This is a genomic window from Microcoleus sp. CAWBG58 (assembly GCF_020883045.1).
In the GTDB taxonomy this organism is placed as follows: domain Bacteria; phylum Cyanobacteriota; class Cyanobacteriia; order Cyanobacteriales; family Microcoleaceae; genus Microcoleus.
The window spans coordinates 39,765-58,560 of record NZ_JAHRFA010000036.1 but is presented as its reverse complement, the minus strand read 5'-3'; the positions used below and the strand labels follow the sequence as shown (position 1 = coordinate 58,560).

Annotated in this window: 25 protein-coding genes; 18 read left to right on the top strand and 7 right to left on the bottom strand. The window is 45.2% G+C overall.

Going from position 1 to position 18,796, the window contains the following annotated elements:
* Positions 1–157 precede the first annotated feature (157 nt).
* A complete protein-coding gene (locus QZ918_RS17545; RefSeq protein ID WP_293337146.1) occupies positions 158–283 on the top strand; it encodes a hypothetical protein in 126 nt (41 codons plus the stop codon).
* Between the two features lie 86 nt (positions 284–369).
* Here QZ918_RS17545 and QZ918_RS17540 read toward each other — a convergent pair whose 3' ends face one another.
* Both QZ918_RS17540 and QZ918_RS17535 read right to left on the bottom strand, forming a co-directional pair.
* Positions 370–1,701, bottom strand: a complete 1,332-nt coding sequence (locus QZ918_RS17540; RefSeq protein ID WP_293337144.1) for a vanadium-dependent haloperoxidase — start codon at positions 1,699–1,701, stop codon at positions 370–372.
* 257 nt (positions 1,702–1,958) lie between these two features.
* A complete protein-coding gene (locus QZ918_RS17535; RefSeq protein WP_293337142.1) occupies positions 1,959–2,105 on the bottom strand; it encodes a hypothetical protein in 147 nt (48 codons plus the stop codon).
* Positions 2,106–2,457: 352 nt separating this feature from the next.
* Here QZ918_RS17535 and QZ918_RS17530 point away from each other — a divergent pair, with 352 nt between their 5' ends.
* The 10 genes from QZ918_RS17530 (at position 2,458) to QZ918_RS17485 (ending at position 11,040) form a co-directional block, all read left to right on the top strand.
* Complete coding sequence (locus QZ918_RS17530; protein ID WP_293337140.1) at positions 2,458–2,634, top strand: hypothetical protein; 177 nt, start codon at positions 2,458–2,460, stop codon at positions 2,632–2,634.
* 127 nt (positions 2,635–2,761) lie between these two features.
* Complete coding sequence (locus QZ918_RS17525; protein WP_293337138.1) at positions 2,762–4,669, top strand: hypothetical protein; 1,908 nt, start codon at positions 2,762–2,764, stop codon at positions 4,667–4,669.
* A 168-nt stretch (positions 4,670–4,837) separates the two neighbouring features.
* Positions 4,838–5,140, top strand: coding sequence for a hypothetical protein (locus QZ918_RS17520; RefSeq protein WP_293337136.1), 303 nt, complete (start codon positions 4,838–4,840; stop codon positions 5,138–5,140).
* A gap of 272 nt (positions 5,141–5,412) precedes the next feature.
* Positions 5,413–5,733 carry a DUF433 domain-containing protein gene (locus QZ918_RS17515; protein ID WP_293337134.1) on the top strand — a complete coding sequence of 107 codons (321 nt, stop codon included), beginning with the start codon at positions 5,413–5,415 and terminating at the stop codon, positions 5,731–5,733.
* A gap of 91 nt (positions 5,734–5,824) precedes the next feature.
* Positions 5,825–6,052 carry a DUF5615 family PIN-like protein gene (locus QZ918_RS17510; protein WP_293337132.1) on the top strand — a complete coding sequence of 76 codons (228 nt, stop codon included), beginning with the start codon at positions 5,825–5,827 and terminating at the stop codon, positions 6,050–6,052.
* A 332-nt stretch (positions 6,053–6,384) separates the two neighbouring features.
* Positions 6,385–6,528, top strand: a complete 144-nt coding sequence (locus QZ918_RS17505; protein ID WP_293337130.1) for a transposase family protein — start codon at positions 6,385–6,387, stop codon at positions 6,526–6,528.
* A complete protein-coding gene (locus QZ918_RS17500; RefSeq protein ID WP_293337128.1) occupies positions 6,491–6,673 on the top strand; it encodes a helix-turn-helix domain-containing protein in 183 nt (60 codons plus the stop codon). The genes QZ918_RS17505 and QZ918_RS17500 overlap by 38 nt, the downstream gene beginning before the upstream one ends.
* On the top strand, positions 6,637–7,374 hold the full coding sequence (locus QZ918_RS17495; protein ID WP_363319288.1) for an ISL3 family transposase: 738 nt from the start codon (positions 6,637–6,639) through the stop codon (positions 7,372–7,374). Before QZ918_RS17500 ends, QZ918_RS17495 begins: the two co-directional genes overlap by 37 nt.
* 98 nt (positions 7,375–7,472) lie before the next feature.
* A complete protein-coding gene (locus QZ918_RS17490; RefSeq protein ID WP_293337126.1) occupies positions 7,473–8,600 on the top strand; it encodes an AAA-like domain-containing protein in 1,128 nt (375 codons plus the stop codon).
* Positions 8,601–8,607: 7 nt separating this feature from the next.
* Complete coding sequence (locus QZ918_RS17485) at positions 8,608–11,040, top strand: ATP-binding protein (protein WP_293337124.1); 2,433 nt, start codon at positions 8,608–8,610, stop codon at positions 11,038–11,040.
* Between the two features lie 39 nt (positions 11,041–11,079).
* On the opposite strand, the gene QZ918_RS17480 is transcribed toward QZ918_RS17485, so the two are convergent.
* From QZ918_RS17480 to ndhC, 5 genes are all read right to left on the bottom strand, one after another.
* Positions 11,080–11,307: a type II toxin-antitoxin system HicB family antitoxin gene (locus tag QZ918_RS17480; RefSeq protein WP_293337122.1), complete on the bottom strand. Its 228-nt coding sequence runs from the start codon at positions 11,305–11,307 to the stop codon at positions 11,080–11,082.
* A complete protein-coding gene (locus tag QZ918_RS17475; RefSeq protein ID WP_293337120.1) occupies positions 11,304–11,528 on the bottom strand; it encodes a type II toxin-antitoxin system HicA family toxin in 225 nt (74 codons plus the stop codon). The genes QZ918_RS17480 and QZ918_RS17475 overlap by 4 nt, the downstream gene beginning before the upstream one ends.
* Positions 11,529–11,722: 194 nt before the next feature.
* The gene (locus tag QZ918_RS17470; RefSeq protein WP_293337118.1) at positions 11,723–12,226 is read right to left on the bottom strand and encodes an NAD(P)H-quinone oxidoreductase subunit J; all 504 of its coding nucleotides are present in this window, start codon (positions 12,224–12,226) and stop codon (positions 11,723–11,725) included.
* Positions 12,219–12,944: a photosynthetic/respiratory NAD(P)H-quinone oxidoreductase subunit K gene (gene ndhK, locus QZ918_RS17465; RefSeq protein WP_293144455.1), complete on the bottom strand. Its 726-nt coding sequence runs from the start codon at positions 12,942–12,944 to the stop codon at positions 12,219–12,221. The genes QZ918_RS17470 and ndhK overlap by 8 nt, the downstream gene beginning before the upstream one ends.
* Positions 12,935–13,297 (bottom strand): photosynthetic/respiratory NAD(P)H-quinone oxidoreductase subunit C, encoded by a 363-nt coding sequence (ndhC, locus tag QZ918_RS17460; RefSeq protein ID WP_006635500.1) that lies wholly within the window; start codon positions 13,295–13,297, stop codon positions 12,935–12,937. The genes ndhK and ndhC overlap by 10 nt, the downstream gene beginning before the upstream one ends.
* 393 nt (positions 13,298–13,690) lie before the next feature.
* Here ndhC and QZ918_RS17455 point away from each other — a divergent pair, with 393 nt between their 5' ends.
* From QZ918_RS17455 to QZ918_RS17425, 7 genes are all read left to right on the top strand, one after another.
* Entirely contained in the window at positions 13,691–14,026 is a 336-nt protein-coding gene (locus tag QZ918_RS17455) for a rubredoxin (protein WP_293144452.1), read from the top strand.
* On the top strand, positions 14,013–15,026 hold the full coding sequence (locus tag QZ918_RS17450) for a photosynthesis system II assembly factor Ycf48 (RefSeq protein ID WP_293337116.1): 1,014 nt from the start codon (positions 14,013–14,015) through the stop codon (positions 15,024–15,026). Before QZ918_RS17455 ends, QZ918_RS17450 begins: the two co-directional genes overlap by 14 nt.
* A 56-nt stretch (positions 15,027–15,082) precedes the next feature.
* A complete protein-coding gene (gene psbE / locus QZ918_RS17445; RefSeq protein ID WP_293144446.1) occupies positions 15,083–15,331 on the top strand; it encodes a cytochrome b559 subunit alpha in 249 nt (82 codons plus the stop codon).
* A gap of 20 nt (positions 15,332–15,351) precedes the next feature.
* Positions 15,352–15,489 (top strand): cytochrome b559 subunit beta, encoded by a 138-nt coding sequence (psbF, locus tag QZ918_RS17440; protein ID WP_006635504.1) that lies wholly within the window; start codon positions 15,352–15,354, stop codon positions 15,487–15,489.
* A gap of 9 nt (positions 15,490–15,498) precedes the next feature.
* Positions 15,499–15,621, top strand: a complete 123-nt coding sequence (gene psbL / locus QZ918_RS17435; RefSeq protein WP_293175782.1) for a photosystem II reaction center protein PsbL — start codon at positions 15,499–15,501, stop codon at positions 15,619–15,621.
* A gap of 69 nt (positions 15,622–15,690) precedes the next feature.
* A complete protein-coding gene (locus QZ918_RS17430; protein ID WP_293175784.1) occupies positions 15,691–15,813 on the top strand; it encodes a photosystem II reaction center protein J in 123 nt (40 codons plus the stop codon).
* Positions 15,814–16,447: 634 nt separating this feature from the next.
* Complete coding sequence (locus QZ918_RS17425; protein ID WP_293337114.1) at positions 16,448–18,700, top strand: transglycosylase domain-containing protein; 2,253 nt, start codon at positions 16,448–16,450, stop codon at positions 18,698–18,700.
* Positions 18,701–18,796 lie beyond the last annotated feature (96 nt).

The window sequence follows — 18,796 nt, the reverse complement described above, 5'->3', positions numbered from 1 at the left end:
TTTAATCTGTAGGTGCGTCGCTGTAAGATATTCAATAGAACTTACAGATTGTAGATGGCGACGCACCGATGCGATATTATAAACCGAATAAGAAGGCGAAGCGCCTACATCAGCGGTTAAAAAATAAAAATATCAATCAACTACAAGGATAATTAGAATGGCTGTTTCCCAACAAGTTAAAGCCATAATTCGCGCACAGGCTCAAAACCTATGCGGTCAATGCCGTAGTTTACAAATGTATGTCCTGGGAATATTGGAAATTGACCGTATCGATCGCCCTTAAACCAACTCTACATCAATCAAGAACAGGCATCCTGCCTGTTCCACAATAATTATGCCAGATGTCTACTGAGAAACCGGGTTTTTGGTCTAAAACTTCTCCATAACGTACTTACCCAAATTCCTCCCCGCCTTCAACCCATCTCGATTATCCGAAGGCCAATGAGCACCGCCATAAACGCGACTTATCCCGGCTTCCTGGGCAGCTTCTGTAAAACTTTTCAAATTCCGAGGCTGCAAATTGACTGAAGGATCGGCGACGGCTGTAAAACTCACATTATCACCAAAGAAAGCCGTCAATACTGCATCCGCTGCACCGCTAAAGGTACTGTGTCCCGAAACATAAGCAGGGGAAGATGGAGTATTCAGTAACGGCGTCCAGTTTGCATCGGCTATTGTTTCAGGATTCCCATCTCGATCTGCTTGTTGAATTCCTGTCAGAGGCCGCCACCGATTGAAGGTGTATTTTTGATCGCCGTCGATAATGCTGGCATCAGCAAGGGCAATATTCAATACTGCAAATAGACGCACGTTTTGCTCGAAAGTATTACCTCGACGGACAGCAATATCCGCAGCAATTTGATTCCAATGTCCGGGGGGAGTAATCGTACCTGCACTGTCTAGCCAGAATTTCGCGATCGCACTTTGATCTGCCGTTCTAACTTTACTATCTTTCGCTCCTAATTCTTTGAGTTTCTTGAACTCTGCCGTATATTCTGCGCTTGTCAAACTTGGCATATTTGCTATCTGAAACTGCGAACCTTTTGTCATGGCAAAAGGTTTGACATTTTTCCAGTGTGGCATGGATGCTGGTTTCAACTCTGGCGGTATGGGCTGCCAGTAGCCCGGTTGATTAACTGGAGTATATGTCACCTCGGCATTCGCGCCGTCATCTTTTCGCCATTCTAGGATTTTGTTCGCTACAAATTCCCCCAATTGTACGCCGTCTGTTTTTGATTTGCCTTCAGCTATTGTTGCCAAAGATGCTGTTTTTGCTGCATCTAAAGTTGCTGTTTGTTTTGGGTACAAATTTGCTAACACGCGGTGTGCTGCTGCTACTGCTGCTGCTTGGGCTGAGGCGCCGGCGGGTGCTTCTACTGGCACTTTGTATACTTTGTGAGTTTTGCTGACAGCATTTGCCGCATCGAAAATCGCAGCATGAACCATCGCTAAATTGCGCGCTGCCATTGGCGGAGAGGTTTTTTCGGTACGGATTATATCTAATGTGAGAGCATTCCAGCGGACGATCGCATCTTGGGACTCGCGACTGGGGGTTTGGGCGATCGCACTTTCCGGTTGCAACATGGATCGCCAAGGACTTTGTTGCAATTGAGAACTAATAGTGCTAGCAGCGATCGAGCCAATTGCCAGAAAAATCAAAACTAAACCCTGTCTCACAGACTTACGCGGTATTGACTTCATGGTATTTATTGAAAAAAATAATCAAGAGTTACTTGCGACAAGGATTTTAAGCCCAAGTTGTCACTCAGCTAATTTTCTTAAACAAATTTTAATAATTTTATTATAATTATTCTTATTAAAGACAACTGTAGATAGCAAAATTTAGCCTAAAATCTCCTGTATATTAAGGCTTTGAGAGATTATTTGCAGTCATCAAGCAAAAAAGTTAGTCAATCTAGTTGACTTTTATTTGCAATAGGCTTTACAATCTACATCGTCTAGATAAATTGAAGCAACACCATTAAACAGTTGACAGTTGACAGTTGACAGTTGACAGTGAGGTTTGAGGATGGGGATTTAAACAGTTGACAGTTGATAGTTAACAGGGAAAATCTGAATCTAAGTTTTTGCTGTCGATTGTCCACTGTCTAACTAATAGGTGGGGGAGTTAAACCCGCTTATGGACAATTGTCAATTGTCCACTGTTAAACGTGATTGCAGATACGTAATTCTTCCAGTCTTTTGGCTGAGAAGATAATCCGAGCGTGTTAGAGAAAGGGCTGCTTGCGATCTATCGATCGACATTATAGCCTTTCTCAAAAAGATGAGGTACGTCAGAGAGCTGGTATAACCGCTTAGACGTATAGGGCTCGCATCCCAACAACATACCTCATCTTTCTGATAACCGCTATACTTTCTGACATTGACATAGCTTGACCCGCAGATAGTGCTAGTGAAAGCTAAAAAACGCGCTTAGAAAGAAAACTTATAAATTAGATGCGTTTGCCCTGGTTTGTATCGTATCCAGGTAAGTATCCGACAGGTTGTCACTTGTTGCGATCGAAACTAGCGTCCGAAATTCACAGGCAAGATGTCTGTGCTGCGGACTCAGAATTTTGCGGTCAACTTACCGACCAAAATATTCCAGGTAAATTATTGTTGATTTTTCAATAAATCGACTCAATTCTCGTCAGGTTTTTTCGAGATTTTGGCATCAATATTGCTCCCAAAGTATGACTTCAGGGTGTAGTTTTACACGCGCTCAAATACTACTCAAATCTAAATCTCAAAGGAGTTCCAAATGGTTCCCGATAACGTCCTGAATACATCCTCGAATCCAACATCTTCCCTATTCCCGAATACCGCACTGGCAGACTTGGGAATATCCAGCGACTTATCACGGTTGAATGCTCAATTGTCACAGTCGATCGGCTCATCGAGCAGTCTCAATGTAGAAAGAACCGCCAGCCAGTTAATTAAATTCCAAAATAATGACAGCCTCATCACAGGCGACGGTGGCGGCATAATTTTTGCAGGCACTGGTAAAGACATTATCAATGCCGGAGAAGCAGCAAGTAGCATCTTTGCTGGCGAAGGCAACAAAATCATTACCGGCAGCCCCGAAAATGATACCATCTACGCCCAAGCAGGCAACGACATCATCAATGCCGGAGAAGGCAACAACACCGTCTTTGCAGGTAAAGGCAACAACCGCGTCGTCACAGGTAGTGGTAACGATTTCGTCACAGCAGGTGCTGGCGACGACCAAATCTACACCGGTGCCGGCGATGACAACATCAATGCAGGAGACGGCAATAACTTCATCAAACCGGGAACTGGCAATGACTCAGTTTCTGTCGGCAATGGTAACGATCAAATAGTTCTCGAAGCAGGTGAAGGTTCCGTTACCATACTTGGATTTAATGCGATCGCCGATAAACTGCGCTTAGGTGGCAGCCTCGCAGGCAAATCCATCTCTTTTGTTACCGAACAGGGCAGCACCCTCGTCAAAGCCGAAGATGACTTGTTGGCAACCATCAAAGATGTCAGTACGGGAGCACACAAAGCTCTCGTTTCCGCCGAGATTCCCCTGTACCGCTACCAGGTTGTTGACCTTGGTGCGATCGCTCCCACAGGCAATGCCACGCAAGCTAATAACATTAACGATCGAGGACAAATAGTTGGTCGTTCCCAAACCACCGAAGTGCTTGGCACCGGGTTCCGCAACCAAGGGTTTATTTGGGAAAATGGGGTGTTCAAGCCGCTGACTAGCACCGGCATCAAAAATGGTGGTGGCCTTCTAACCGGACAAGAGGTTACTCAGCGAGGTGGTGGTGGGTTCACCGCGGCCATCAACGACTTAGGTGCGATCGCCGGTACAAGCGATGAAATTGCCGGTCAAGCCACAGACAGGGGCTTGCTGTGGCAAAAAACTGGCAACGACTACACCCTACAAATCACCGACTTGCCGGGTGTTGAAACCTACTTCTTCGATATCAACAACCAAAACCAAATGGCCGGTCGCCACATTTGGGCGCCAGCTAGCGGCACAATCCCCGTTCGCACCCGCGCGCTTTCTGTAGACCAGGGTTTCATCAACCCCCTGCCAGATTTGGACGGTAACAGCGCTACCGCAAATGGAATTAACAATAAAGGTGTCATTGTCGGACAAATTGACAGTGACGGACTCAATACCGTAACTATCAACACTGCGGCATTGTGGGAAAAAGGCTCAGATGGTAAATACAAACTCACCGACCTCGGCACCTTTGGGGCAGAACAAGCCATTGCTCGCGATATCAACGATGCCGGTCAAATCATCGGTAATACTAGCAGTGGCACAGGTGCCACTGCTACCAGTTCACCCTTCCTGTTGCAAAACGGTCAAAAAATCAACATCGGCAGCCTTGGCGGTGCAACCGGTGCCGCCGCTGGCATCAACCAATTCGGTCAAGTAGTCGGCGTCTCTCAGAATTCGAGCCTTCAAAACCGCGCTTTTGTCTGGAACAACGGTGTCATCAAAGACTTGAACAGTCTGATACTCACAGATCCCAGCTTTGGCGGGTCGAAGGTGACATTAACTAACGCTACCGGCATCAATAATTTCGGTGATATTTCTGCCTATGGAAGTTACACCTACAAAGATGCCAAGGGCGTAACTCAAACAGGAACCCGTGCTTATTTGTTGAAGGCAATTCCGACAACTTAAATTAGAGTTTGCTGAATAATCGATCGCCAACCAATAACAGGAGCGATCGATATATTCAACCAGATTTATACAGGATACCTATGATTTTTTAGGTGTGAGTCCTGGCTCCATTTAATACTCCTAAGTCTGTCGGATAACTAATATCGACGCTCAGTGCAGGTTGCATCTATGGTTAGTTTTCCGCGATTGAGTGACTCATTTTTACCGTCCGAATCCTTTCGCTGGCGATCGATCGTTGCCCATCACCCGTCGCAGATAACCTCGATTCCAACCAATAACTTTGATACAGTCGGGTACGTGAGCGTTCTTCTCCCACTGATACCGCAGCCATTTCTAGTTGGCGATCGTCGCGAAGCAGTCCGTCACATCATCATCGGTTCACCCCTGGGAGTACGCCGAACTATCCACCAACTGCACGCGGCGCGGTATGCAGAGGTTGCTCGTTGGACTCAGAAGAATTGCAGGCATTAATTCATATTTATGAAGATAGGCTGCTGCGACAAGCTCAAGCCTTGAATGAATCTGTGCGACGCGGCTTGCTCGCACCATTACAAGGATAATTAGAATGGCTGTTTCCGAAAAGCGATCGCCCCATACATAATAGTAGAGGCGAAGCATTTCCCACGACTGGCTTGACATCCGAGTTTTTTTCAGGTAAAAAAATTGATATCTATTTGTCTGATTATGAACAGGTAAAATATACTTATCAGATGAAGTAACAAAACTGAGTCAACGGCTAATTTATGGTAAGCATAATTTCTGAACATATTACAATTAATCCCGGTTTTTGCGGTGGGCAACCTTGCATTACTGGACATCGAATTAAGGTACAAGATGTGGTAATTTGGCATGAGGAAATGGGAATGTCACCAGAGGAGATTATTTACCATTATCCTTCAATTACTCTAGCTGATGTTTATGCAGCTTTGACTTATTATCACGATCATCGTGAAGAAATTAGGACACAAATTAGAGAAGATGAAACCTTTGTTCGCGGGTTGCAAGCCCAAAATCATTCTATCCTTCAGCAAAAATTAAAAAGCCTAAATGTCAAGAACTCTTAATTTTCATTTGGATGAAAATGTAAGTAATGCTATTGCGATCGGTCTGCGAAGATATGAGATTAATGTGACGACTACAACAGAAGCAGGCTAATTGGGCAAGCCTGACGAACTTCATGTAGAATTTGCGATGGCCGAAGGGAGAATAATTTTTACTCAAGATGCAGATTTTTTAAGGATAGATCGAGCTGGATTACCTCATAATGGGATTATTTACTGTCAGAAGAATAGCCGCTCGATTGGAGAAATTTTGAGAAGTTTAGTAATGATTTGGGAGTATCTTGAGTTAGACGATCTGACAGGGCGTGTGGAGTTTATTTAAGACTTTAGACAAATCCGATCTGATTCCTGTTTTGGGAATGGAAACAGAGGTTGAGAAAATTATGGTTGGTGAAAGGGCGATCGAAAATGACTTTGTAAAATCAAAGGCTCTTCTGGCTTTTTGGTGAAAAGTGTATAATGAGATACTACTAATTGATTTCTACCGTATGGATCTTCATCTTGACAGACTGCTTAATCTACCCGATGTTACTGTTGAAAGTTGCATCCAATTCGCACCTGAGGTTATCTTGAAACTCCGCCTCCTTCACTGTTGAAAGTAATTGTCGATACTGCCAGCGTCCGAGGGCTCAATTAAATCAAAACAGACCTGTATTGATACGGGATCTATCGATTTTCGGTCAACCAGTTTATCTGAAAGTTCCGCGTCGCCAATTTTACTGTAGGACTTGTCAGAAATACTTTACGGAAAGTTTGAACTTTGTCGATTGTCCAAGGTCGATATACCCAACGCTATGAGAATCATATCTATCAGCGAGTTCAAGCAACCACCATCGAACAAGTTAGCCAAGAGGAAAATTTAAGTTGGGATCAAGTACAGGGGATTTTCAATCATAGGTTTGATCGATCAAAAAAGCAGACTGGGGAACGGTTACTCGTCTGAGTATTGATGAAATTAGTAAACGCAAAGGGCATCAAGATTTTGCCACAGTTGTTGCCGATATTGACCGTGGAAAATTGGTTGAGGTGATTGATAGTCACAAACAGGATGACATCATCAAAGTGCTTCAGCAGCAACCGATTGAGCTGCGTGAACAAGTCGAAGAAGTGAGTGTTGATATGTGGGGAGGCTTTCCCAAAGTGGTTCAAGAAGTGTTTCCCAAGGCGCGGATTGTATTTGATCGATTTCACGTGATGAAACCAGTCAATGAAGAGTTAAATAAAGTACGCAAGCAAACTCAAATGACCCTCAAAGGGAGTAAATTCATTCTCCTCAAGAACGGGGTAGATTTGACCGAGGAGCAGAAGGTCAAACTGGCAGACATCTTAAAGCATTCAAAACGGTTGAAACTGGCTTATGAACTCAAAGAAGAGTTCAGAGATATTTTTGAACGTTCTGAGACTGTCGAAGCTGGGAAAGAGCAACTCCTTGCATGGCTAAAAAAAGCTCGTTCGGTTTACTGTGATGTTCTCACAACGATTCGTAATCATCTGGATGGAATCTGCAACTATTTTTTGAACCGAACCACGAGTGGCGTGATGGAGGGAATTAACAATCGAATTAAGTTGATTAAGCGACAAGCCTATGGCTTTATGAACTTTGATAACTTTCGAGCAAGGCTATTAGCTTGCTTTTCTGATTAGGTTTGCTTATCACCTTGACTCCAGAAGAGCCAAATCAAACTCAGCGATCGTGTATGATAAATATATGAGTCCGCTCCTCCTCTAGTCAAATAAACTCTATGGCTCCTCGTTCGCCTAGTTGTCCGTTTTCTGCACCCTCGATGCTGAAAAATCCCGATTGCTTTGTCGGGCGCGAAGAGGAACTAAGATTTATTCAATCTCAAATGACAGGCCCGCAGCCAACCAGCGTTAATATTGTCGGCCCGCATAAAATTGGTAAATCATCCCTACTTTGGCGTTTTTATCAAATTCGCAATCATCCTCAATACGCTTCCAGCCCTTATGCAGTTATTTATTTATCATTTCAAGATGGCGAATGCCAAACAGAAAATAGTTTATATCAAACAGTTGCTAGAGAATTGAGTCAGGTGCCCGTTATTCAAAGAAATCCAAGTTTAGTTACAGCTTTTCAAGCACCCGATTGGACTCGCAGTACCTTTGCTCGGTCAATTAAGCTGTGCAACAAAGAAAAAATATTACCCGTCCTATGTATAGACAAATTTGAAGCGGTGTTTCAAGAGAGTTATCGCGAAGAATTTGATGGAGGTTTTTTTGATAATCTTCATTCCTTAATCAATAATAGTTTAATGATGTTGATCTTGATATCTATAGAACCTCTTGATTTTTACAGGACTCAAAATAAACTTACTTCTTCTTTTTTTAATGTCGGTTCAGAGTGCTTGTTGAAAAAGTTTTCAGAAGAAGATGCGAAGAAATTGGTTAAGCTGCCTCAAAGAGGCATAGCAGGGTCTAGACCCGATTTAAGTAAAAAAAATCAGCAACTAGCTTTGCAGTGGGGAGAAGAACATCCTGCGCGTTTGCAATTAGCTGCAAAATATCTCTGGCAATCGGAACAAAATAGTAAAAGTGTGAAGTGGGCAAAGCAGCAGTTTCAATCACAAGTTAGTGCGGTTCTACAATTGCAAGCTCGACCAAAACGCCCTCAGAAATTGGGACAGGGGCTGCGCTGGCTATTCTGGGATATGCCAATTTGGATTGGTAATTTAACCAAAAATTTTGGCTTGAAATTGGGTGATATATTTAGTTGGCTAATGGGTCTGAGTTTGATAGTTGTGGCGATTATGTGTGTCGCCCGCATTGTTCCTGAAAATTATCTTTTTGAGTTGTTTAAAAAGTTTTTGTGCGGCAGTTTGAGTCCGGTGCTAGGCAAGTGGTGTGATACTTAGGAGCAATATGAATTTGAATTATCTAGCTGAATGCGTTCGACTACTCTACTGGATTTACTTTAAACCTTTTACTTTGGCAGAGTGGCTGCTGGAAATTCACCCCGATTTGAAATCAGATACTAATCCTTTTAGTATGCGATCGGAGTTTAACGGAAATCCTAAGCTGCGACGGTATGCGGGACAAGTTTGGTGGTTGATAGTAGCAGTACCCGCAGTCGCTGTACTGCTAGTTGGCATCATTTATTCCCTGGCAGTTGAACCATTTAATTGGTCGAGAAGCAGTCTTTTTTTGATGGGCTGGTTTCTGGGAAATTGGGTAGCACAAGGTAATAATAGTAATTTGCAAAAGTGGTTGACACAACTTCTATGGATTGTTTGTGGTATTATCTTTTTGATGAATATTGGTCTGCGATTCGCACCTGAAGTAACGCGATCCATTCTACAAGTCATCCCCCTACAATCTCTATTTCAATCTCAGTTTTATGTTGTGGCGATGGGTGTGGCGTTCGGTGTGGCGATGGGTGTGACGTTCGGTGTGGCGATGGGTGTGGCGATCGGTGTGGGAGGGGGTGTGGCGTTGGGTGTGGCGTTCGGTATGGCGTCAGGTGTAGCGGGAGGTATGATATTTGGTGTGATATTGGGTGTGGCGGGGAGTGTGGCGTTCGGTGTGGCGGGGAGTGTGGCGTTCGGTGTGGCGGTGGGTGTGGCGGGGAGTGTGGCGATGGGTGTGGCGTTCGGTGTGGCGTCTATTATAGGCACTTTGCGGGTTTATTTCTGGATTCCAGAATTACTGTGGATGTTTTTCCTGTTGCGTTTTGTGCCGGAGGGAGACGAGACAAAATGGCTGAGGCGTTTGCCACCGTACTTCGACCAAATCATTCATTTACCGATGCCTTTGATGGATTCGTTTATCGTCAAAGCTTATCAGCAGAACCCAGTTGCAGGCCAACAAACCATCAATTATCTAATCGACTCAACTAACCAACAGAAAGTAGCATTAAAGGCAATGGTGGAAATTGCCATTGATACCCTCAACCGCTGTCAGAACTCTCAAGATATTGTTGCCATTACCGAACAACTTGCCTGGATACCCTCACCACCACCAGCCGAAATCGGTTCCGTACTACCTGAATTTTTAGCAATCAGCCAAGATATCCGCGCCGCCGAAAATGCCAGTTCTGCCTACCTTAAATATGAATCGCTGGCCACACCTGTGACTAAACTCAATGGTTTGCGAAAAAGTTTGGTTTTAAGTAAAGATGCAGCTTTAGCAACTAGCTTTGGCAGCATCGTGCAGCGGTGGCTGGATATCTTAGAAATATCCCGAAAAACTCTAGAAGAAGCAGCTTTAGATTCAGCAGAAATCCGGCAAGTTTATGTCGCTGGGCCAGCCCTCAACCCAGAAAATTCTAACAGTCGCTTCAAAGGGCGTTTGGACGTATTTCGAGAAATCGAGTCTTTGGCTGTTTCCTCTCAACCACCTGTATTGTTGCTGTATGGAGGTCGTCGCACCGGCAAAACCTCCACTCTCAAGTTTTTACCTCAGAAAGTTGGCTCAGAATTAGTGCCGCTGCTAATCGACTTTCAGGGGGCAGCAATGGCAACAACTTTGAGTGGTTTAGCCGAGTTTATCGCTGATGCCATCATCGAAGAGGCGCGACGCAACCGCAATTTGAAATTATCTGCCATTGACCGAGAATCGCTAAAAAAAGAACCATTTATGACTCTCCAAAAATGGTTTGTGCAAATTGAAAAAAATGCACCGGGACAGCGATTTTTGTTGTGTCTGGATGAATTTGAGCGGTTGCAGGAAGTAGTCACAGATACCGGAAGCCGATCGCCCTTGAACTTTTTGCGCTACATTGTACAGCACCGCGATAACTGGATTTTGCTGTTCAGCGGTTCCCATACTTTGGACGAACTAAATCCGTATTGGAGCGATTATTTAATTAACACCCAATCTTTACGGATGACGTATTTGCAGGAATCAGAGGCGCGGGATTTAATTCGGAATCCTGTTCCTAATTTTCCCGAAATTTATACAGAAAGTGCGATCGATGAAATTATTTACTTAACCCGATGTCAGCCTTATTATGTACAATTGATGTGTTGTATGCTTGTCGATCGCCTGAATGCAATCAACAGAGAAAATAGCAGGTTAAATCTGGAAAAACAAAGCCAATTAACAGCAGAGGACGTGCAGGCTGTTATTCTCAAAACTTTGGAACGAGGCGGGGTTGTATTTCGAGAACGCTATCAAGAGTTCGCGGAATCAGAACGAGAGTTTTTGCATAAATTGCTCGATGAACCTGTTTTGTCGGTAGCAGAAAGTCGTTCATGGCAGAGACTTGTGGATAAAGAAGTGCTGGAGGTGACTGAAGCAGGTTATCGTTTTCAAGTACCGCTATTTCAGAAGTTTGTAGAGCTTCAAAGTCGGTAAACAGGTTCATAAGTGCGTCCGGCTCTTCAAAATCTACATTCAAGCAAACAGCAAGTTTTCTGCTAAAGTTTTAGGTGCTGGGAGAGATTTACCATCTGCCTGATATTCTTCAACCAAAAGCTCTAATACCTCTACTGCATTCTGCAAAGCTTCTTCGTAGGTATCTCCGTGAGTGTGGAACTGCTGAGATGGAAAATCAGGTAAGTGAACTAGATAGCAGTTATCTTCTTCCGACCATTGAATAACAATTATATAAGGTAATTTCATGATTCTGATTCCTCTTCTTCAATTGCTTTCAATATTCCAAGTTTTCGATTAACTTCTCTCTCTAAATACAGTTTCGCATCATCGCCATCATTTCCAGCAATGGTAATTGGTTCATTTGGTAGTAAAGGATGAACCCATCTTGTATGACTGCCTTTTGCCGAACGATAAGTAAACCCAGATTTTAGCAGCAGGCTTTTGAGTTCTCTAATCTTTTTGGGCATAAGCAGACATTAAAAATGTGGCAAGCTGACGATCGCACTTTCATCATATCCCAAAAAGTTTCGTGAAGCGAAGCTATCCCGTAGGGAATCGACCTTTCCGAAAAAAAACGCACAAAACAACGCACCCACTCCTCAAAGAAGTGGGTGCTTGTAAAACGACAAACTGTATTTTGAGCTAAAAACTCAAAACTCACTTAATAAGCGTCTTGCAGTTCGTAAAAATCAGGGGAAATGTAATCCTTCCGCAGCGGCCAGCCTACCCAATCTTCGTTCATCAAAATCCGTTTCAGATTCGGATGTCCTTCGTAGACAATCCCGTACATATCGTAGGATTCCCGTTCTTGAAAATCCGCCGCCTTCCAAATCCAATAGACTGATGGCACTCTCGGATCTTCGCGGGGAATGAATACTTTGACGCGGATTTCTTCAGGCTTGACAGCATTATCTGTCAGTTTCGCTAAGTGGTAAACGCTGACTAAATCTTGTCCGGGGCCTTGGTCGTAGGCGCACTGGCACTGCATATAATTGAACCCGTAGGCATACAGTGCTGTTGACATGGGAATTAAAAAGTCCCGATCGACCTTTAAGATCTCCACACCCAAATTATCGGCCGCTAAAGCTTCGTGCTCGAAGCCATTTTGAGTCAACCACTGAGAAACCTTCCCAGCTTCAACGATCGCAGATTCTTGCTCAGCCACGTTGTACCTCCTGTTTTTGTCCTGCTAGCAGGGCGGGCGGTACCGGCATTCCCATTGCTTCGGTCAATTCCTTCGGTGGGGCCATCCGGCCGGGAACTGACAAATATTTGCCGTCCAAAATGTCGTCTACTACTTTCATTTTGTGGGGTCTGGTGTAGTAGCGGTGAGTTGGCAGCAAGTTAGCCCGTTCTTGCATTGAGTCATTGGCGATTTTTTTCCGCAGTTTGATAATTGCGTCAATAATCGCTTCGGGACGGGGAGGGCAGCCGGGGATGTACACGTCTACGGGAATCAGTTTGTCAACGCCTCTGACTGCTGTCGGAGAGTCTACGCTGAACATTCCCCCGGTGATCGTGCAAGCGCCCATCGCGATCACGTATTTGGGTTCGGGCATTTGTTCGTACAACCGCACCAAGATGGGGGCGTACTTCATGCTAATTGTACCTGCGGTAATTAACAGGTCAGCTTGTCTCGGACTCGATCGAGGTACTAGACCAAATCTGTCGAAGTCGAAGCGCGATCCGATCAAAGCTGCAAATTCGATGAAGCAGCAAGCCGTACCGTACAACAGCGGCCACAGGCTGGAAAGTCTCGCCCAGTTATAGATGTCGTCAACCGTGGTTAGGATGACGTTCTCCGATAACTCGGATGTGACTTGCGGCCGCTCTGCCGGATTGACAATTAGCGATTTTTGTGATTTATCAGAACTTAAGACCATTCCAAGGCTCCTTTGCGCCACGCATAGACAAGAGCAATAACGAGGATCGTGATGAAAAACAAGGCTTCGATGAAAGCCAAGAGTCCTAGCTGGTTGAAAGCAACCGCCCAAGGATAGAGGAATACGGTCTCTACGTCGAAAATGACGAAGACCAGGGCGAACATATAATATCGGATGTTGAACTGAATCCAGGCTCCGCCGATCGGCTCGACGCCAGATTCGTAGGTAGTGCGTCGGTCGTAGGGACGACTTTTGGGCCGCAGTACCTTAGACGCCGTGAGGGCGAGGATGGGCACTAGGCTCGAAATTAACAGGAAGCCTAAAAAATACTCGTAGCCGCTAAGTGCAAACACGGTGAATAATTACTGCCTCTGTGAAAGGGTTTTGTAACTTGTCTTCACATTATATAGATTTTGGGTAGCTAAAATTACGAGTCGATCGAGATTAATTGTCCATCTTCTGCAATAATTTTTAATGTATATTTTAATAAAACCGCAATCTCAGGATTGGGTAAACAATATTCTAACTGCCTGTGGAAGACGGGTGGCTGCCTGTGGACGCTGATTGAGACCACCACCGACCCTTTGTGTCGAACATCCCTGTGATGTGCGGTGGCATCGGCGGTTGAGACGGGAAACCTCGAAGACGAATAAGACCGTCCTAACCTTAGTTTTAGTTGGAAGCCCCAACTGCTGCAAAGTTTAGCTGAGGTACTTCACGGTTAGCTGACCCATAATTTTGGATTTATGAGCGATCCGGCCACTGAGACTAAAACCCTCGATCGGCACGAGTGCCGCGCCTGCGGCTACGTCTACGATCCGAAAAAGGGCAATCCTAAAATTGACATTGCCCCGGGTACGGCTTTTGAAGATTTGCCTATGACTTGGGTATGTCCAGTTTGCGCTGCGCGCAAGTCGATGTTTCAAAATCTCGGCCAGATGGAAGGGGTATCGGGATTTAAGGCAAATCAGCGTTACGGTGTCGGCGTCAACGGCATGACTGAAGGTCAAAAAAGTTTGCTGATTTTTGGCGGCTTGGTCGTTGGTTTCTTGTTGTTACTTAGTATGTATGGTTTGCAGTAAGACGATTGTGAGATTTTGGCAACGAATTGTAATGTTATTGGCGGCTGCACTCATCTGTACGAGTTGCAGCACGATCGGTTCTGTGAGTTACAACCCTTGGCAAGTGATTTCCTTGCCGACGGAAGCTAATTTACAGGATATTGCCTTTACCGGAAATCCCCAGCACGGCTGGGTTGTCGGTTCTGAAGCGACTTTGTTTGAAACGATCGACGGCGGGACTAACTGGAAGCCAGTAGCACTGGATATAGATGAGCCGAGATCGCGTTTTGCGTCGGTGAGTTTTTCCGGTTCCGAAGGCTGGATTGTCGGTCAGCCTTCGATTTTGCTCCACACAGAAGATGAGGGCAAGTCTTGGACGCGGATTGCTTTGAGCTCTCAGTTACCAGGTTCTCCGAGTACGATCGCAGCCTTGAGCGAAAATTCCGCCCAGATGACGACGGATGTCGGGGCGATTTACCAGACAAATGACGGTGGCAAAAATTGGAAAGCGATCGTGCAGGACTCTTTTGGGGTAGTTCGCAATATCAACCGCTCGGAAGACGGGCAGTATGTTGCGGTATCCTCGAAAGGTAATTTCTACTCGGTGTGGAAACCAGGACAACAAGCCTGGGAACCCCACAACCGCAACAGTTCTCGCCGCTTGCAAAACATGGGCTTTACCAAAGACGGGCGTTTGTGGATGCTCGCCCGCGGCGGTCAGATTCAGTTTAGCGATCCGACCAATCCTGAAGGTTGGGGAAAACCGTTTTTTCCCGATCGCAAAGCAAGTTGGGGTTTGCTAGACATGGCTTACCGGACTGATAATGAAGTTTGGGTAGCCGGCGGCGGCGGCAATTTGCTGTGCAGTTTGGATGGCGGGAAAACTTGGCAAAAAGACCGCGAAGTTGAGGACGTTCCTGCTAATTTTTACAGGATTGTCTTTATGGGCCCCGATCGCGGATTCGTGATTGGTGCGAGCGGTACTCTACTTAAATATCAAGGTTCAGCGCAAGCTGCTTGATAGTAGAATAGTAATAGAGATTGTCTGTCGATTTGTTGTTGAAAGGAGGATTCTAAATGGCCGGTACAACTGGAGAACGTCCGTTTGGGGACATTATTACAAGCATCCGTTATTGGGTAATTCACAGTCTAACCATTCCAGCTTTGTTTATTGCTGGATGGTTGTTTGTGCAAACAGGTTTGGCTTACGATGCTTTCGGAACTCCTCGCCCTAACCAGTATTTCACAGAGCAGCGCGAAGAAGTTCCGATTATCTCGGATCGCTTTGAAGCTAAGAAACAAGTAGATCAGTTCATTGGCAAGTAATTTTACAAGGATTTGGAAAAATGACGAGCAGAACGCCAAACAATGAGCCAATTTCGTATCCAATTTTTACGGTACGCTGGTTGGCAGTTCATACTTTAGGTGTCCCAACGATTTTCTTTTTGGGCGCGATCGCAGCAATGCAATTTATTCAACGATAGGAGTTTACAATGCCTGAACGCGCCCCTAATCCCAACGAGCAGCCGGTAGAGTTAAACCGGACTTCTCTTTATTTGGGTTTATTGCTGATTTTTGTGTTGGGGATTTTGTTCTCCAGTTATTTCTTTAACTAACTGGTGTTTCAGTTCAATCTCTGTGATTCAATCCAATTTGTTTAGCTGTGAATTAGTGAGGTGATCGCTATGTTTAGTGAAAGTGGCAGAATTCCTTTGTGGCTGGTAGCTACTGTCGCAGGTCTCGGTGCTCTGAGCATTTTGAGCCTTTTCTTCTACGGTGCTTATGCCGGTTTGGGTTCTTCGATGTAAGGACAATATTGCGTATTTTACGCCTAAAACCTCCCTTGAAAAAGGGGGGTTTTAATTAATTCAGTCTGAGACGCAACTGTCACACTAAATAAAGGTACGTAGTTGCGCTTAAGCGCTCTTATCGCAATCCTCGCAGGATTTTCATGAGTACCTGTAGGGACTTAGGTCAAGCCGTGTCCCTGATTGATTTAGGCGAAATCACATTTATGTTCGCCGCCCGTGATAATGATTTAGGATGGCTATATATATTAAGATCGGAGCGCTTAAGCGCAACTACGTACCTAAGAATTAGCCTCGATCGAGGTCGATCAAACAATCCGAACAATTGTTTTGTAGCAAAAGTTTTGATAAATGATATAAATCGAGGATAAATGTTAGATAAACAGTTAATTGTTTAGGAAATTTATAATATTTTGCTGGGAATCGCTAGTAGGACTAAAGTCCGAACGATCGAACCTTTTTAATTTTAGGTAATTGACAGGACACGGTATAAATCTAAAATCTAAAATCTAAAATCTAACATCTAACATCGACGGTCGATCGCCCAAAGTATGGGACAGATCCTGAAAATAGCCAAAAGTTGCGAGTAGAATGGTGCAAGAGCCGATCGCTCGATCGTAGTCCATCGCGAAATATGACCCCACCGCAGCCGCCCCGCAAACCTCAAACCGTCTTGGGTGCGATTACCCAAGCAGTCCAGACAATTGCCAAGGTTAATTTTAACCAGCTAGCCCTGAAACCGAATGCCAAAGTACCCGAACTGTGGGTGCAGGATGCAGGTGCGGCTAAAGCTGAGGTTTATCCGCTATTGGGCGATCGATATTTGCTAGGTCGATCGTCCAAAGCTTCAGATATTGTAGTTCGCAATCCCGTTGTCAGTCACGTGCACCTATCCCTGTCGCGGGATACTAGACGGCGAACACCTTTTGTAATTAAAGACGAAGACTCTACTAACGGCATTTACAGAGGGAAAAGACGAATTAAAAGTATGTCCCTCCGTCACGGAGACGTGTTCACATTAGGGCCGCCGGAGCTCGCCGCCGCCGTCAGAGTTCAGTTTGTAGATCCGCCACCTTGGTATTTAGAATTTCTGCGTTACAGCTTTTACGGTGTCAGCGGAATTACAACTCTGATAGCTATTTTGGTTGGTGTTGAATCGACCAAGTTTCAAGTGCGGCCTCTACCGAGAAGTATCAACGGGCCCGTAATTGTTTACGCCCGCGACGGACAAACTCCGCTGCGTCCCCCTCAAAATAACGCTCACTTAGAATTGAAGCGATTGCAGGATTTTTCGCCTTATTTATCCAAGGCGGTACTTGCTTCGGAAGACAGCCGCTACAATTGGCATTTGGGCGTAGATCCGATCGGCGTTTTGCGGGCGCTGTTGACCAATGTGCGCGGGGGAGGAATTCGCGAAGGCGGTAGCACTCTGACGCAGCAGTTAGCCCGGAGTTTGTTTCGAGATTATGTAGGTACTCAAGATTCGGGCGGACGCAAATTCCGGGAAGCAGTAGTTGCTTTGAAACTGGAGAGTTATTACAGCAAAGATGAGCTGTTGCTGACTTATTTAAATCGCGTGTTTTTGGGAATTGACCTCTACGGTTTTGAGGATGCGTCTCGATTTTATTTTGCCAAGTCGGCGAAGGATTTGACTTTATCGGAGGCGGCGACTTTGGCGGGGATTTTGCCTGGGCCAAACAGTTTTAATCCGATTCAAAATTATCAGTTGGCGGTGCAGTATCGCGATCGGGTAATCGAACGGATGCGCGCCATGGGGACGGTTTCTCAGGAAGAAGCCGATCGCGCGAGGCGATCGCGAATTGACATCAATCCCAAAGCCCGCCAATACCTGCAAAGTACGATCGCGCCTTATTTCTACAATTATGTATTTGACGAATTGGAGTTTTTGTTGGGCGAGCAGTTAGCCAGAGAAGGCAATTTTATTGTAGAAACAGGCTTAAATCCAGGTCTGCAAAGAGTAGCTGAATCTTCCCTAAAAAATGCTGTAGAAAATGCCGGAGCGAATGCAGGTTTTTCTCAAGGAGCAGTAGTAACTCTCAATTCTACCACCGGGGAAGTCCTAGCATTAGTTGGGGGCGTAGATTACTTGCAAAGTCAGTTTAATCGAGCAACGCAAGCATTGAGACAGCCCGGTTCTACATTTAAGATTTTCGCCTATGCAGCCGCCCTCGAACGCGGAATACCGCCGACCAAAACTTATTCTTGCGAGCCGCTTTCTTGGGGCGGACAAAGTTACAGCGGCTGCGAAAGAACTAGCGGTAGCGCTGATATGTATCGGGGTTTAGCACAGTCGGAAAATCCCATTGCTTTGAGAGTCGCGCAAGATGTCGGCTTAGACAATGTAGTAGGAATGGCGAGACGTTTGGGAATTACATCTCCCCTGCGTTCTTCCCCTGGTTTAGTATTAGGTGAAAGTGAAGTTAACGTATTGCAGTTAACAGGTGCGTTCGGGGTTTTAGCTAACCGGGGTTTGGGGAATCGCCCCCACGTAATCAAGCGAATTATTGACAGCAGCGATTGCAAAAATCGCAATGATTTTAAAAGTTGTCGGGTGATTTATGACTATCAAAAAGATGGGATTGCCAACCGGCAGTTAGTTTCTGAAGGCGTCGCGGATACGATGACTGATATGCTGCAAGGAGTTGTCCGGGGAGGTACGGGTAGCAGTGCTGCTTTGGGCTTGGGAGAAGCTGGAAAAACAGGCACGACTAATGACAATAAAGATTTGTGGTTTGTCGGTTATATTCCCAGCCAGCAACTGGTGACAGGAGTTTGGTTGGGAAATGACGATAATTCTCCGACTGGCGGAGGTAGTGCAAATGCGGCTCAGTTGTGGGGGGAATATATGCGGCAGGTGGCGCGTTGAAAATAGGTTTGTAGTGAGGACTTTAGTCCTTAAAAATAGGCTTGTAGTGAGGACTTTAGTCCTTCTTATTCTAAGTCCTCACCGGGTATATACGAA

What these genes read in the sequence shown, in the direction of transcription:
- QZ918_RS17545 (WP_293337146.1), top strand. Translation starts at nt 158, where the DNA reads ATGGCTGTTTCCCAACAAGTTAAAGCCATAATTCGCGCACAGGCTCAA.
- QZ918_RS17540 (WP_293337144.1), bottom strand. Translation starts at nt 1,701, where the DNA reads ATGAAGTCAATACCGCGTAAGTCTGTGAGACAGGGTTTAGTTTTGATT.
- QZ918_RS17530 (WP_293337140.1), top strand. Translation starts at nt 2,458, where the DNA reads ATGCGTTTGCCCTGGTTTGTATCGTATCCAGGTAAGTATCCGACAGGT.
- QZ918_RS17525 (WP_293337138.1), top strand. Translation starts at nt 2,762, where the DNA reads ATGGTTCCCGATAACGTCCTGAATACATCCTCGAATCCAACATCTTCC.
- QZ918_RS17520 (WP_293337136.1), top strand. Translation starts at nt 4,838, where the DNA reads ATGGTTAGTTTTCCGCGATTGAGTGACTCATTTTTACCGTCCGAATCC.
- QZ918_RS17515 (WP_293337134.1), top strand. Translation starts at nt 5,413, where the DNA reads ATGGTAAGCATAATTTCTGAACATATTACAATTAATCCCGGTTTTTGC.
- QZ918_RS17490 (WP_293337126.1), top strand. Translation starts at nt 7,473, where the DNA reads ATGGCTCCTCGTTCGCCTAGTTGTCCGTTTTCTGCACCCTCGATGCTG.
- QZ918_RS17485 (WP_293337124.1), top strand. Translation starts at nt 8,608, where the DNA reads ATGAATTTGAATTATCTAGCTGAATGCGTTCGACTACTCTACTGGATT.
- QZ918_RS17480 (WP_293337122.1), bottom strand. Translation starts at nt 11,307, where the DNA reads ATGAAATTACCTTATATAATTGTTATTCAATGGTCGGAAGAAGATAAC.
- QZ918_RS17475 (WP_293337120.1), bottom strand. Translation starts at nt 11,528, where the DNA reads ATGCCCAAAAAGATTAGAGAACTCAAAAGCCTGCTGCTAAAATCTGGG.
- ndhK (WP_293144455.1), bottom strand. Translation starts at nt 12,944, where the DNA reads ATGGTCTTAAGTTCTGATAAATCACAAAAATCGCTAATTGTCAATCCG.
- QZ918_RS17455 (WP_293144452.1), top strand. Translation starts at nt 13,691, where the DNA reads ATGAGCGATCCGGCCACTGAGACTAAAACCCTCGATCGGCACGAGTGC.
- QZ918_RS17450 (WP_293337116.1), top strand. Translation starts at nt 14,013, where the DNA reads ATGGTTTGCAGTAAGACGATTGTGAGATTTTGGCAACGAATTGTAATG.
- psbE (WP_293144446.1), top strand. Translation starts at nt 15,083, where the DNA reads ATGGCCGGTACAACTGGAGAACGTCCGTTTGGGGACATTATTACAAGC.
- psbF (WP_006635504.1), top strand. Translation starts at nt 15,352, where the DNA reads ATGACGAGCAGAACGCCAAACAATGAGCCAATTTCGTATCCAATTTTT.
- psbL (WP_293175782.1), top strand. Translation starts at nt 15,499, where the DNA reads ATGCCTGAACGCGCCCCTAATCCCAACGAGCAGCCGGTAGAGTTAAAC.
- QZ918_RS17430 (WP_293175784.1), top strand. Translation starts at nt 15,691, where the DNA reads ATGTTTAGTGAAAGTGGCAGAATTCCTTTGTGGCTGGTAGCTACTGTC.
- QZ918_RS17425 (WP_293337114.1), top strand. Translation starts at nt 16,448, where the DNA reads ATGACCCCACCGCAGCCGCCCCGCAAACCTCAAACCGTCTTGGGTGCG.